Raw genomic sequence first — 13,636 nt, 5'->3', positions numbered from 1 at the left:
CGAGCGTCCGCACCGGTCAGTACAGCGCGCTGGCGAGCAGCCGGCGGGCCCTGGCCACGTCCGGGTCCGCCGGGCCCTGGACGTCGAACAGCTCGAGCAGCCGCTTGCGCACCGTCTCGCGCTCGTCGCCGGCCGTGCGACGCACGACGCCGACGAGGCGGTCGAAGGCCGCCGCCACGCGCCCCGACACCATCTCGACGTCGGCCGCGAGCAGCTGGGCCTCGAGGTCGGCGCCCTCGGCGTCGCCGGCCGCGAGCGCGGCCTGCGGGTCCTCGACCTGCGCGAGCCGGCGAGCCAGGGTGACCTGCGCGAGCGCCGAGATCGCCTCGGCGTCCTTCGGGTTCTGCGCGAGGGCCTTGCGGTAGGCCTCGGCGGCGGCGTCGAGGTCGCCGCGCTCGATCGCGGCCACCCCCTCGGCGTGCAGCGGCGGCAGCGGCTCGGGCTCCGGCTCGACGGGCGTCTCGTCGCCCTCCTCACCGACGTCGAGGCGACCCGTGAGGCCGTTCTGCTCGGCGACGGTGAGCAGCTCCGACATCACCGGGCGCAGCTGGTCGACCGGCGGGCTGCCGGTGAACAGCGGCATCGGGCGGCCGCCGAGGAGGGCCACGACGGAGGGGACCTGGGAGACCTGGAGCGCCTGCGCGATGCGCGGCTGCGCGTCGCCGTCGACCACCGCCAGCTGGATCCGGCCGCCCTGCTCCCGCACGAGGGTCTCGAGCGTTGCGCGCAGGTCGTCCGAGCCCTGGGCACGGGCGGAGAGGACGGCGACGAGGACCGGAAGCTCCTGGGACCGGGCGACGACCTCGCCGAGGAGCTCCTCGGTCAGGTCGACGACGAGCCCGTTCGGGTCGCTCGCGGGCTCGCCGCCCGCCGGCGCGGCCGGGGCGGCGAGGGCGGACAGGTCGACGGCACCGTAGAGGGAGGGCTGAGACATGCCGCCATTGTCCCCCGACCACGCCGGGTCGCGCAGCACTCTTTGCGCAGAGCGGATCACGCGCGCGGGGTCGGCCCTCGCCCGACGGTCGGCGCTCGCCCGACGGTCAGCGCTCGCCCGACGGTCAGCCCGCGTCGGTGGCGGACTCCGACGCGGACTCCGACGCCGACTCCGACCCGCCGGACGGGGACTCGACCACGGACTGGCCCGACGAGATCGCCTCGGTGAGCACCGAGGTCGCGCCGAGCACCTCGATCGTCTGGTCCTCCGCCTCGGCGGAGGGGACGTGGAAGGCCACGCTCACCTGGGCGATGGCGCTCACCTCGTCCTCGACCACCCCGTCGTCGCCGAGCAGGTCGCCGAAGACACCGCCGACCGTGAGCGTGCCCTCGGGCTCGGTCTTCGTCACCGTCGTGGTCGTGCGGATCACGCCGACGACGATCGCACCGCCCTCGACGGTCTGCAGCGACAGCGGTCCGTCGATCACCGGCTCGGCGGAGACGGTCGCGGTGCCGGCGGCGGAGACGGCCTCGTTGAGGCCGGCGGTCTCGGCGAACACGTCCGAGCGGAACTCGTCGGGGCCGAATCGGTCGGCCTGACTGCCCTCGGGGTCCGAGATCAGCTGGGCGTAGGCGTCGACGACCTCGGCCGGCGAGAGCACGAGCGAGTCGTCGTCGGTGGGCACGGCCTCGGCGCCGATGTCCGGGGCGAGGGTCTCCGGCACGGTCACGCCCGGGAACAGCTCGACCCACGACCACAGCCGGTAGTTGTCGCGCACGTCGGAGGTCGCGAGCGTGAGGAGCAGCGGGAGGTTCGAGCCGTCGGGGATCTGGCTCACGGCCATCGCCACGCGCGGGTACTCCTGGCTGCCGCCAACGATGTCGACCTGGGTGTCGAGCGAGAGCGGGTCCGGCTGGACCGTGCCACCGGTCGCCTCGGCGATCCGGTACTCGGCCGAGCGCAGCCGGAAGGCCGGGCCCATGACGCGCTCGCGCAGCAGCTCGGGATCCTGGGCCTCGTCCGCGTCGGCGACCGACGTCGCGACGCCCTCGAGCACGACCTCGAGGGTCTCCTGGTCGAGCGAGGGGCCGCCCGCGTCGGAGGGCGTCTCCACGTTCGGCGTCGGCAGCTCCTCCTCCCCCTCGGACCCGCAGCCGGCGAGAAGGCCGGCGGAGAGCAGGACGGCAAGTGTGGTCGTGGTGCGGCGGTTCATCGCGTCACCTCCGGTTCTCGGGAGCGCTCCGAGGACCGAAGCCCCACAGATCGCGCCATTCGTCGTCCGTCGTCGTGGCGGCGCCGGACGACGTGGGGGGCGGGGTCCCGTCGCTGTGCGCGGGGGCGGCGTCACCGCCGGTGTCCGGTTCGCCGTGCGGCTCGCCGGTGGAAGGGGCGGCACCGGGACCGGCGCCGAGCCGCGCGCGGCGTTCGAGCGCACGGCGCTCGCGCCTGGTGAGGGGCCGGCCGGCGGCCTCGGCGGCCTCCGCGTCGGCGAGTGCCTGGTCGGCGTCGGCGGCCTGCGTCGGCGCGTCCGTACCGAGCGCGTCGGCGGATCCGCGGTGCGCGTCCGCGCGCGGCGAGTAGGGCAGGATCCCCGCGCCGCGCGACGACCCGGCGGAGCGCAGGTCCTCGCGGACCTCGGTGTCGACGCCGGCCCGCAGGTCGTCGTGCGCCTCGCGGCGTGCCTCGGTGAGGACGCGGCGCTCGTGGCGGCGCAGGGGCTCCCCCGAGCGCTCCCGCTCGGCCAGCGCGGCCATCTCCGGCGCGAGCGCGGCGTCGACCGCCTCGGGCGAGACGTCGACCGCCTCGGGGGCGGTGCCGGACGGTGCGGGCGTGGTACCGGTGCCTCCCGACGACGCGTCGTCGGCCCCCGCGGTGCCGTCCGCCGCCCGGCCGTCCGCCGCGTCGGTGGGGGCGTCGGCCGGGGCGCCCGCGGGCTCGACGACGTCGATGGTCTCGGTGTCGTCCTCGCGCGGCGCGAACGCCGACGTGCCACCGAGCGCGGCCGCGCCCACCGCCGTCGCGCCCGCTGCGCCGGCACCCGCGAACGCGGAGCCGGAGGTGGCGGAGGTGCCGGAGCCCTCCGCGCCGGACCGGTCGTGGGTGCTCGCGTCGTCGGCCGACGCGGCGCTCCCGCGCGCGGCGGCGACCTCGGGTGCGTAGGGGTCCGTCGTCGGGCGCCCCGCGGCGGGCGCCGGGTCGTACGCGCCGCTACCGGTGCGCGAGGCTGCCAGCTCGTCGTCCACGGCCGGCCGGCCGTCGTGGGCCCCGGCGGCACCCTCGGCGCTGACGACCGGGTCGCGGTCGGACCGGCGCGAGGGCCACAGGAGCAGCGCGAGCGCGACGAGGAGCAGGACGCCGCCGGCGACGAGACCGGGGACGAGATAGGGGGTCTCGACGTCCTGGGGCCAGGACAGGGTGAGCGACGGCGCGTCCGCGGTGCCGTCGACGACGGCGAACAGCGTCTGTCCACCCGGCTCGCCCGACCGGTCGAGGGTGACCTCCCCGGTGCCGACGTCGGCGTCGCGGAACAGGTCGGAGCCCGACGGGTGCGGCACCGTGGTCTCCGTGCCGGCCACGGCGCTCGCCAGCTCTGTGCGCGACTCGAGGCCGGTGACCGAGGTGCGCTCGGCGTCGCCGACCCACTCCGTCACGCGGCTGGTCGGCACGAACGTGTACCAGATCTCCTCGCCGGGATCTGCGGTGAGCGTGACGGTCACCTCGTCGGCACCCATCTCGAGGACGCCCGGGTCGGTGAGCAGGACGGGGGTGCCGGGCCGCTGGGCCAGCGAGGCCGTGAGCTCGTCCTCGTCCCGCCAGGACGTGGCGGTCAGGATCGCCAGGACGATCGCGGTCACTCCGAGGACGGCGAGCAGGGCCGCAAGGATGCGTCGGATCACGGGGCGGGCGTCCTTCCGGTCGGCGGCCGCCGACGGCGACCCGGGTCGACTGATCAGGGTACGGCGTGATGGCGTCCCACGGAGCGTGGAACGGCACACGCCCGCCGCCGCCCTCACGACGGCGACGTACCCTGGCGCCGACCATCCGCCCGTGACGTGCCGGTACGGCACGATCCGGGCCCTCCCCGACCGTGAGGACCGTCATGGACGAGCAGGCCAGCTTCCCCGTCGTCATGCGGGGCTACGACCGCGCCCAGGTCGACCACCGCATCAACGACCTCACGAGCCGGCTCGCGGCGGCCCGCGACCACGTGGAGAACCTCGACGCCCGGGTGCTCCGGCTGACCACCGAGCTCGAGGACGTGCGAGGCCAGCTGGCCGAGTCCGGGACGCCGACCTACGCCGGCCTCGGGTCGCGCACGGCCCACCTGCTCTCCGCGGCCGAGCAGCAGGCGAACGAGGTCGTCGAGCAGGCGGAGCGGGACGCGCGCCGGACGACGGAGCGCGCCCAGGCCTCGGCCGACCGGCTCGGCGAGCGCTCCGAGCGCGAGGCCGCCGCCGTCGTCGGCGACGCCCGGCGCGCGGCCGACCTGCTGACCTCGCGCTCGGAGTCCGAGGCCGCGGCCCGCGTGCAGGACGCCGAGGTGCGCGCGGAGGAGCTGCTCACCGCGGCCGAGCGCCGCGTCTCGGCGATCCGTCGCGAGATGGAGGCGGAGGAGATCACGCGCAGGGCCGACCTCGAGCGGGAGCTCGGTCTGGCGCGGGCGACCGCCACCGAGGAGCTGGCGGTCGCCCGCGCGAACGCCGAGCGCGACCTCGCGGCGGCGCACGAGGCCGCCACCACGGCCCGGGCCCAGGCCGTCGAGCAGGCCGAGCAGCGGGCGAACGACGCCGAACGCCGTGCCGCCCAGGCGCTGACGCTCGCCGAGGAGGTCACGCGGGAGGCGGACGAGGAGGCGCGGTTCCGGGTCTCCGAGGCGAGCGAGGAGGCCGAGCGCCTGCTCGCCGAGGCCCGCAAGGAGGCCGAGCGGACACGCACGGAGGGCGCCGAGGAGGCCGACCGGGTCCGCGTCGGTGCCGGGGCCGAGGTCGCGCGTCTCGAGGAGCGCGGCACGCTCCTCACCGAGTACCTCGAGCAGATCCGGCGGGCGCTGCACGAGGTCGTCGAGACCGGCGCCGAGGACGGGATCGGAGCGGCCGCACGTGCCGACGCCGTCCTCGCCGACCCGCCGGGCGGGCCCCGGACGGCGGACGGGTCGGGTGCCGACGAGAGCGCCGGTCCGGACGACGGCCCGACGGCCCACGAGCCGGACCGCGACGAGAGCGACGGTCCAGACGAGACGGACGCCCCGGACGCCCCGGACGCGACCACCGGAGGGAGCGATGAGCGCCAGGGGTGATCGACGGACCGGTCGGGCGCCGGAGGGGTCCGGCGGGCGGCACGACCGACGAGCGTGAGGCTCAGCGGACCATCCGCACGGTCGGCAGCGTCTCGAAGGACCCGGTCGCGCCGTCCTCGACGAACCCGTGGCGACGGTAGAAGGCCCGGGCGCGCTCCTGGCCCTGCCACACCCACAGGAACGCCGGGGCGTCGCCGAGCGCCATCGTCATGAGGTTGTCGGCCGTGCCGCTCCCCTGCTCGTCGACGTCGAGGTACATCGACTCCAGCCTCAGCGACCGGACCTCGCCGCCGCCGACCGCGCACGCCCGCGCGAACCCGACCGCCGCGCCGTCGCGCTGGGCGAGCCACGTGGCCGCTCCCCCGCCGTCGTCGGCCAGCAGCTCCCGCCACGTCCGCGGGTAGCCGGCCAGACGCTCCTCGAGCCGGTCGGCGTCGACCGCACCGCCGTAGGTCGCCCGCCAGGCCCTGGCGTGCAGCTCGGCGATCGCGTCCGCGTCGAGCACGGTCGCGGGGTGGATCTTCGCGGTGGTCACCGCGCTACCCTACGGCTGCTGCACGGGAGCGACCGCGCGCTCGTGGAGGTCGCGCAGCGCGCCGCCGACGGCCTCCGGCGCCTCGAGCGGCGCCAGGTGGCCGACGCCCGCGATCTCGAGGACCTCGGTGCCCAGGGCGTCGGCCATGTCCAGCGCGTCCTCCCCGGACGCCAGCGTGTCCTCGGCCCCCCGCAGCACGAGCGCGGCGACACCCCGCCGGCCCAGCGCCCGCAGGTCGTCCGTCGAGTCCGGCCGGGCGGCCATCGCCCGCGCGGCGAACGCGACACCCTCCGGAGTGGACTCCGCCGCCCACCCGGCGACCGCGTCGGCCAGGCCGGGCGCGTCGTTCGCCGTCGTCGTGCCGAGAAGCGGACCGAGCGTGGGGGCGAGAGCCGACACTCCGGGCGGACCCAGGACGTCGACGGCGAGCCGCTCGCGCCTGTCGCGCGCCTCACCGGGGTCGGGCGCGGCCTTCGTGTCGATGAGCCCGATGCCCGCGAGCCGCTCGGGGGCCAGCGCTGCGAGCCGCATCGAGACGTAACCACCGATCGACGTACCGGCGACCACGAACCGGTCGACGCCCTGCTCGTCGAGGGCGGCGAGGACGGCCCGCGCGACCATCTCCAGCCGGGGCCCGTCGGTCCAGGCCACGGCGTCGGCGACATCGGCCGGGGAGGGCGAGTCCCCGAACCCGGGAGAGTCGACGCCGAGGGTCGGGACGCCGGTGAGATGCGGCAGGAGGGCCGCGTACATGCGCGAGTCGAGCGGGAACGCGTGGAGGAGGACGAGCGGGACGTCCCCGGCGGGACCGTGGCGGTGGACGGCGAGCGTGGTCATGGCACCAGCGTTCCACCCCGCCGCGAGAGCGGCCAGCCCGGTGGGGGTCCGGGAGCGCCGCGGTCGAGTGCCGTCGAGCCGGGTCGCCCCCGCTACCGCCGCCGAGTGGGCCGTCTCGTGCCCCGGGCCCGCCAGCAGGCGGTGTGCCAGTGGCGGCGGTCCTGCGCGCCGGCCTCCGCTCCCCAGATGTGCTCGGCCGGCCAGGCGACGACGTGCGAGGTGCCGGGGCCGATCTCCTGGTCGCAGCCGGGGCAGCGGTAGGTCTTGTCCGAGCCGCGCACCGTGCGGACCTTGAAGTCCTCCCCGTCCGGGCCCGCCTCCTGGCGCGGCAGGGAACCGAGGCGGTCCATGTCCAGCGGGACGTGCCCGCCGGAGTAGGGGCGCTTCCCCGAGCGCCTGCTGCGCGCCATCAGGACTCCGTGGCGAGCAGCCCGCGGACGTCCGCGCCGTCCGTCGCGGCCCGGCGCGCGGCCTCCTCGTGCGCGGCGAGCCCGGGGCCGTGGCCGACCTCGCCCGCACCGGTGGGGACCAGGCCCAGCAGGGGGGTGCCGAGGTAGGCGTTGTCCAGCGCGGTGAGGACCTCGTAGAGGCCGGACGGGTCCGCCTCGCGGCCGCCCGGTGTCGTGCCGACGTGGACGAGCTCGACCTCGTCCGCGCCGGGGGTCCCAGCCGGCCGCACCGTGGTCCCCGGAGCGGTGACGCCCGCCCGGTCCCGGCCCGCGCGGTCCCGGCCCGCGCGCCGGGCGGTGCGGGTGCCGGAGTGCTCGACGACGAGGACGTCGAGCCCGCGGCGGATCGCGACGAGGTCGCCGGGGCGGACGTGGTCCCAGCCCGCCGGTGCGGTCGCCGCGCGGGCCTCGACGGGGTACGTGCCGTCGAGCAGCGGTCCCAGCACGACGTGGTTCGTCATGAGGTCGGCCTCGAGCGCGGCGGCGAGGTCCGGGGGGAAGGACGGGTCGGCGGGGCGGGTCACCTCGAGGTGCACGGCGGTCCCGACGACGCCGGCGCCGGCCTCGCGCAGGGCGGTCGCCGCGGCGCCGTGGCCGAGGAGCGCGTGGTGCAGGGCGGCGAGCGTGCGGCCCACGTCGCCGGCGCCGGCTCTCCGGGCGACCCGCAGCGGGTCGCGCACGGTGAGCCAGGCGGCGACCTCGGTGGTCCCGGCCGCGGCCACGGCGGCCCGGGCGAGCTCGGCACGGCGGCCGACGCTCTCCCGCGTCGGGGCGGGGTCCGGCGCGAGGACGACGACGCACGCCCGTCCGGAGTCGGCCGCGCGGGCGAGCTGCGCGGCGAACGCCTCCGCGGCGGACGCGCCGCCGTCCACGAGGGAGTGCTCGGCGGTGACGAGCACGGCGGCCCCGGGAGCGAGCCAGTCGCCGTCGGTGCGGAGGTCGGCGCCGGGCCGGTCGTCGGGGGCGGACCGGTCGTCGTCTGAGGGCCGTGCGTCGGGCGCGCTCGTGGTCACCGCGCCTCCTAGAACAGGCGGGAGCCGACGTCGTCGACCCCGCGCATCGCGTCGTAGTCCAGCACGAGGCACCGGATGCCGCGGTCCTCGGCGAGCGTGCGCGCCTGGGGCTTGATCTGCTGCGCCGCGAACACCCCTCGGATCGGGCTGAGCAGCGGGTCCCGGCCCAGGAGGTCGAGGTAGCGGGTGAGCTGCTCGACGCCGTCGATGCCGCCGACCCGCTTGATCTCCACGGCCACGGCACCGCCGTCGGGGTCCCGCACGAGCAGGTCGACCGGACCGATCGGCGTGGGGTGCTCGCGGCGGACGAGACGGTGACCGGCGCCGAGGAGCTCGACCTGCTCCGCCAGCAGCACCTGGAGGTGGGCCTCGACGCCGTCCTTGACCAGGCCCGGGTCGACGCCGAGCTCGACGCTCGTGTCCGAGATGACCTCGTGCAGCCGCACCACGAGCCGGTCGTCGGTCTTCGCGGCGCTGACCTCCCAGACGAGCGTGGTGCCGCCCTCGGTCTCGACCGCGTCGGGCTCGCGCTCCTTGAGGGTGCACGGCGCCGTCATCCAGTTCAGCGGCTTGTAGCTGCCGCCGTCGGAGTGGATGAGCACCGAACCATCGGCCTTGACCATGATGAGGCGCGGGGCGAGCGGGAGGTGCGCCGACAGCCGGCCCGAGTAGTCGACGGAGCAACGGGCGAAGACGGTACGCACGGTCGACCACGTTACCCCGCCGAGCCGCAGACCAGGTCGCGCGGCGGCGGGGCCCGGCCGCTGCGGACGCGCGGGGCGCCTCAGGTACCGCGGACCCGGGGCGGGGCGCCCTCGCTCCAGCCCACGAGGGCCTGCACGGCGGACGGAGCCAGGCGCAGCTGCGCGGTGCGCCGACCGTCGCTGAGGGTGAGCTGGACGACCGACCGCCCGCCCGGGTCGGGGGGCCGGGGGTCGTAGCCGCGCAGCTCGAGTGCGGTGCGGTCCATGCGCAACCGGGGCCGCACCGCCAACGACGCGAACTGGTACCACGCCAGGTCGGTCGCACCGAGCTGGGCGAGCCCGCGGCGCCACCGGTCCTCACCGGTGCGGAGGCGGCACTCCACGGTGCCGCCGCGCCGGTAGAGGCGCAGGGCGCGCCACAGCAGGGCGCAGGCCAGGGCCGCGCACACGGCGAGGACGGCAAGGATCCCCAGGATCACCAACCATCCGGTGCGCGGCATCGGCGGCCTAGGCGAGCGTGCTGTCGTCCGACGCCGGCTCGGCGTCGAGCACGCCGACCTCGGCGTCCTCGTCGGCCACGACGACGGTGACGACGTCGTCATCCACCGAGACGAACCCGCCGTGCACGTCGAGGGAGACGGTCGAGCCGCCCGCCGTCACCCTCGCCGTGCCGGGCAGGAGCACCGCGAGCACCGGCTCGCGCCCGGGCAGCACGCCGAGCTCTCCCTCGGCGGCGGGCACGACGACGGAGGACGCCTCCCCCGACCACAACACACCGGTCGGGGAGACGACGTCGACCGTCAGCGATCCGTTGCCGGCCACGTCAGCGCTCGTCGGCCTGGATCTTGGACCAGGAGCGCTCGAGGTCCTCGATACCGCCGATGTTGAAGAACGCCTGCTCCGGCACGTGGTCGTAGGTGCCCTCGGCGATGCGCTTGAAGGCCTCGACGGTCTCGGCGACCGGCACGGTCGAACCCTCCACGCCCGTGAACTTCACGGCCGTGTAGGTGTTCTGCGAGAGGAACTGCTCGATGCGGCGCGCACGGGCGACCGTCACCTTGTCCTCCTCGGACAGCTCGTCGACGCCGAGGATCGCGATGATGTCCTGCAGCTCCTTGTTCTTCTGCAGGATCGACTTCACGCGGGTCGCGACCTCGTAGTGCTCCTGACCCACGAACTCCGGTGCGAGGATGCGCGAGGTGGAGGTCAGCGGGTCCACGGCCGGGTACAGGCCGCGCGAGGCGATGTCGCGGGAGAGCTCCGTGGTGGAGTCCAGGTGCGCGAACGTGGTCGCCGGGGCGGGGTCCGTGTAGTCGTCCGCCGGCACGTAGATCGCCTGCAGCGAGGTGATCGAGTGGCCGCGGGTGGAGGTGATGCGCTCCTGGAGCTGGCCCATCTCGTCCGCGAGGGTGGGCTGGTAGCCCACGGCGGAGGGGACGCGGCCGAGCAGCGTGGAGACCTCGGAGCCCGCCTGCGTGAAGCGGAAGATGTTGTCGATGAACAGCAGCACCTCCTGCTGCTGGACGTCGCGGAAGTACTCCGCCATCGTCAGCGCCGAGAGCGCGACGCGCAGGCGCGTGCCCGGGGGCTCGTCCATCTGGCCGAACACCAGCGCGGTCTTGTCGAACACCCCGGCGTCGTCCATCTCCTCGATGAGGTCGTTGCCCTCACGGGTGCGCTCGCCGACTCCGGCGAACACCGACACACCGCCGTGGTCCTGCGCGACGCGCTGGATCATCTCCTGGATGAGGACCGTCTTGCCGACGCCGGCGCCGCCGAACAGGCCGATCTTCCCGCCCTGGACGTACGGGGTGAGCAGGTCGATGACCTTGATGCCGGTCTCGAACATGGTCGTCGAGCCCTCGAGCTCGTCGAACCGCGGGGGCTGACGGTGGATCGGCCAGCGCTCGTTGACCTCGAGGGTCTCCCCCTCGGCGAGGTTGAGCGGCTCACCGGTGACGTCGAAGACGTGGCCCTTCGTCACGTCGCCGACGGGCACGGAGATCGGGGCGCCGGTGTCCCGCACCTCGCCGCCGCGGACGAGACCGTCGGTCGGCTTGAGGGCGATCGCGCGCACGAGGTTGTCACCGAGGTGCTGGGCGGTCTCGAGCGTGATCTCGGCGTCCTCCTCCTGCCCGGGCAGGTGGAGCGTGGTCTTCAGCGCGTTGTAGACCTCGGGGATCTGGCCGGCCGGGAACTCGACGTCGACGACGGCACCGATCACTCGGGCGATGCGGCCGACGCCGGCGGTCTCGGCCTGCGGCGTCTCGGACTGGGTGGCGGTCATGAGTTTCGTCCTCGGTCTCGGGTGCTCGGAAGTGTGGGGGTCGGGTCGGTCAGCTCGCGCTCAGCGCGTCGACGCCCGAGACGATCTCGGAGATCTCCTGGGTGATCTCACCCTGCCGCGCCTGGTTCGCCAGCCGCGTGTAGTCGCGGATGATGTCCTCCGCGTTCTCGGTCGCCGTGTGCATCGCGCGCTGGCGCGAGGCCAGCTCGGAGGCCGCCGCCATGAGCAGCTGGGCGCGGATGCGGTTGGAGACGTACATCGGGAGGAGCTGGTCGAGCACGTCCTCGGGGCTCGGCTCGAACTCGTAGAGCGGCAGCGCCTTCGACGTCGGCTCGGCGACACCCTCGACCACCTCGAGCGGAAGGACGCGGCGACGCTGGACGACCTGCGTGACCATCGACTGGAACCGGGTGAACACGACGTGCAGCTCGCTCACCCCGCCCTCGCCCGGCTCGGCCCGGTAGGCGCCGAGCAGGGTCTGCGCGATCTCCTGGGAGACCGCGACCGAGGGGCTGTCGGACTCACCGGTCCAGGTCGCCACGACCTCGCGACCGCGGAACTTGAAGTAGCTCTCGCCCCGGCGGCCGAAGACGTACAGCCGGGGGGTCTTGCCCTCGGCCTCCAGCTCCTCGAGCAGGCGCTCGGCCTCCCGCAGCACGGTCGCCGAGTAGGCGCCCGCCATGCCGCGGTCGGAGGTAACGACGAGCACCGCGACGTCCGTGGTGTCGTCGCGACCCGAGATCAGCGGGTGGTCGAGATCCGCGTGCGACGCGACGGCCGACACCGCGCGGATGAGCGCGGCGGTGTAGGGGTCGGACCCGAGCGCGGCGTCCCGGGCCTTGCCGATCCGTGAGGCCGCGATGAGCTCCATCGCGCGGAAGACCTTCTTGAGCGTCTGGGTCGCCCGGATCTTCTGCTTGTAGACGCGCTGCTGTCCCGCCATGGATCAGGCCTTGGCCCTGACGATCTGCTCCTGCGCGACCTCGGCCTCGGACTCCTCCTCGCCCTCGACCTCCTCGAGCAGCTTGCCCTCCCCGGTGGTGAACCCGGAGCGGAAGTCCTCGACGCCGGCCTGCAGCGCCTGGAGGGTGTCGTCGTCGAGCTTGCCGGTGGAGACGATCGCGTCGAGCACGGAGGTGGTCGAGCGCAGGTGGTCGATCAGCTCGGTCTCGAAGCGGGACACGTCGCTCACCTCGACGTCGTCGAGGTAGCCGTTCGTTCCCGCCCAGATGGAGACGACCTGGTCCTCCACCGGGTACGGGCTGGACTGCTGCTGCTTGAGCAGCTCCATGAGGCGCTCGCCGCGGGTGAGCTGCTGGCGGGTCGTCGGGTCCAGGTCCGAGGCGAACATGGCGAACGAGGCCATGGCTCGGTACTGGGCGAGCGTGATCTTCAGCGTGCCCGCGACCTTCTTCATCGCCTTGATCTGCGCGTCACCACCGACCCGGGACACCGAGATGCCGACGTCGACGGCGGGACGCTGGTTCGAGTTGAACAGGTCCGACTGCAGAAAGATCTGGCCGTCGGTGATCGAGATGACGTTGGTCGGGATGTACGCCGAGACGTCGTTGCCCTTGGTCTCGATGATCGGCAGACCGGTCATCGACCCGGAGCCGAGCTCGTCGTTCAGCTTCGCGCAGCGCTCGAGCAGCCGGGAGTGCAGGTAGAAGACGTCGCCCGGGTAGGCCTCACGGCCCGGCGGGCGGCGCAGCAGCAGGGACACGGCGCGGTAGGCCTCGGCCTGCTTCGACAGGTCGTCGAACACGATGAGGACGTGCTTGCCGCCGTACATCCAGTGCTGGCCGATGGCCGAGCCCGTGTAGGGGGCGATGTACTTGAAGCCGGCCGGGTCCGACGCGGGCGAGGCGACGATCGTCGTGTACTCCAGCGCGCCGGCGTCCTCGAGCGTCTTGCGGACCGCCGCGATCGTCGAGCCCTTCTGGCCGATGGCGACGTAGACGCAGCGGACCTGCTTGGCCGGGTCGCCCGAGTCCCAGTTGGCCTTCTGGTTGAGGATCGCGTCCAGGGCGATCGCCGTCTTGCCGGTCTTGCGGTCGCCGATGATGAGCTGACGCTGGCCGCGACCGATCGGGATCATCGCGTCGATGGCCTTGAGGCCCGTCTGCAGCGGCTCGTGGACCGACTTGCGGGCCATGACGCCGGGGGCCTGGAGCTCGAGCGCGCGGCGCCCCTGGAGCTCGGTGATCTCGCCGAGGCCGTCGATCGGCTTGCCGAGCGGGTCGACCACGCGACCGAGGTAGCCGTCTCCGACCGGGACCGAGAGCACCTCGCCGGTGCGGTGCACCTCCTGGCCCTCCTCGATGGCGGTGTACTCGCCGAGGACGACGACACCGATGTGGCGCTCCTCGAGGTTCATCGCCAGGCCGAGCGTACCGTCCTCGAAGCGCAGCAGCTCGTTGGCCATCGCGCCGGGGAGGCCCTCGACGGTCGCGATACCGTCCGCGGCGGAGATCACGTGGCCGATCTCGTCCGTGCTCGCGGCCCCCGGCTCGTAGGAGCTCACGAAGCTGTCCAGGGCCGCCCGGATCTCGTCGGGGCGGATCGTCAGCTCTGCCATCT

Annotated in this window: 14 protein-coding genes; 1 reads left to right on the top strand and 13 read right to left on the bottom strand. The window is 74.6% G+C overall.

Annotation, left to right across the window (positions count from 1 at the left end; genetic code table 11):
* Window positions 1–16: 16 nt before the first annotated feature.
* The 3 genes from ACZLKG_RS04160 to ACZLKG_RS04150 form a co-directional block, all read right to left on the bottom strand.
* Window positions 17–934 (bottom strand): co-chaperone YbbN, encoded by a 918-nt coding sequence (locus ACZLKG_RS04160; protein ID WP_463648039.1) that lies wholly within the window; start codon window positions 932–934, stop codon window positions 17–19.
* Between the two features lie 124 nt (window positions 935–1,058).
* Window positions 1,059–2,147, bottom strand: a complete 1,089-nt coding sequence (locus ACZLKG_RS04155; RefSeq protein ID WP_463648038.1) for a hypothetical protein — start codon at window positions 2,145–2,147, stop codon at window positions 1,059–1,061.
* Window positions 2,148–2,151: 4 nt separating this feature from the next.
* Window positions 2,152–3,831, bottom strand: a complete 1,680-nt coding sequence (locus ACZLKG_RS04150; RefSeq protein WP_463648037.1) for a hypothetical protein — start codon at window positions 3,829–3,831, stop codon at window positions 2,152–2,154.
* Window positions 3,832–4,034: 203 nt separating this feature from the next.
* Here ACZLKG_RS04150 and ACZLKG_RS04145 point away from each other — a divergent pair, with 203 nt between their 5' ends.
* On the top strand, window positions 4,035–5,231 hold the full coding sequence (locus ACZLKG_RS04145) for a hypothetical protein (RefSeq protein ID WP_463648036.1): 1,197 nt from the start codon (window positions 4,035–4,037) through the stop codon (window positions 5,229–5,231).
* A 61-nt stretch (window positions 5,232–5,292) separates the two neighbouring features.
* Here the strand turns inward: ACZLKG_RS04145 and ACZLKG_RS04140 are convergent, their stop codons facing one another.
* From ACZLKG_RS04140 to atpA, 10 genes are all read right to left on the bottom strand, one after another.
* A complete protein-coding gene (locus ACZLKG_RS04140; protein ID WP_463648035.1) occupies window positions 5,293–5,766 on the bottom strand; it encodes a GNAT family N-acetyltransferase in 474 nt (157 codons plus the stop codon).
* A gap of 9 nt (window positions 5,767–5,775) precedes the next feature.
* Window positions 5,776–6,603 carry an alpha/beta fold hydrolase gene (locus tag ACZLKG_RS04135; protein ID WP_463648034.1) on the bottom strand — a complete coding sequence of 276 codons (828 nt, stop codon included), beginning with the start codon at window positions 6,601–6,603 and terminating at the stop codon, window positions 5,776–5,778.
* Window positions 6,604–6,695: 92 nt separating this feature from the next.
* Window positions 6,696–7,013: a hypothetical protein gene (locus ACZLKG_RS04130; RefSeq protein ID WP_463648033.1), complete on the bottom strand. Its 318-nt coding sequence runs from the start codon at window positions 7,011–7,013 to the stop codon at window positions 6,696–6,698.
* Window positions 7,013–8,065: a family 1 glycosylhydrolase gene (locus ACZLKG_RS04125; protein ID WP_463648032.1), complete on the bottom strand. Its 1,053-nt coding sequence runs from the start codon at window positions 8,063–8,065 to the stop codon at window positions 7,013–7,015. Before ACZLKG_RS04125 ends, ACZLKG_RS04130 begins: the two co-directional genes overlap by 1 nt.
* Window positions 8,066–8,073: 8 nt before the next feature.
* The gene (gene nucS, locus ACZLKG_RS04120; RefSeq protein WP_463648031.1) at window positions 8,074–8,769 is read right to left on the bottom strand and encodes an endonuclease NucS; all 696 of its coding nucleotides are present in this window, start codon (window positions 8,767–8,769) and stop codon (window positions 8,074–8,076) included.
* 80 nt (window positions 8,770–8,849) lie between these two features.
* Window positions 8,850–9,269, bottom strand: coding sequence for a DUF2550 family protein (locus ACZLKG_RS04115; protein WP_463648030.1), 420 nt, complete (start codon window positions 9,267–9,269; stop codon window positions 8,850–8,852).
* A gap of 7 nt (window positions 9,270–9,276) precedes the next feature.
* Window positions 9,277–9,591 (bottom strand): F0F1 ATP synthase subunit epsilon, encoded by a 315-nt coding sequence (locus ACZLKG_RS04110; protein ID WP_463648029.1) that lies wholly within the window; start codon window positions 9,589–9,591, stop codon window positions 9,277–9,279.
* Window position 9,592: 1 nt separating this feature from the next.
* Entirely contained in the window at window positions 9,593–11,056 is a 1,464-nt protein-coding gene (atpD, locus tag ACZLKG_RS04105) for a F0F1 ATP synthase subunit beta (protein ID WP_463648028.1), read from the bottom strand.
* Between the two features lie 49 nt (window positions 11,057–11,105).
* On the bottom strand, window positions 11,106–11,999 hold the full coding sequence (locus tag ACZLKG_RS04100) for a F0F1 ATP synthase subunit gamma (protein WP_425707883.1): 894 nt from the start codon (window positions 11,997–11,999) through the stop codon (window positions 11,106–11,108).
* 3 nt (window positions 12,000–12,002) lie between these two features.
* Window positions 12,003–13,634, bottom strand: coding sequence for a F0F1 ATP synthase subunit alpha (gene atpA, locus ACZLKG_RS04095; protein ID WP_425707882.1), 1,632 nt, complete (start codon window positions 13,632–13,634; stop codon window positions 12,003–12,005).
* Window positions 13,635–13,636: the final 2 nt, after the last annotated feature.

The sequence above is a fragment of the Georgenia sp. Z2081 genome (assembly GCF_055326445.1).
Note: the sequence above shows the minus strand (reverse complement) of the source record. Positions and strands in the feature narration are given on the sequence as shown.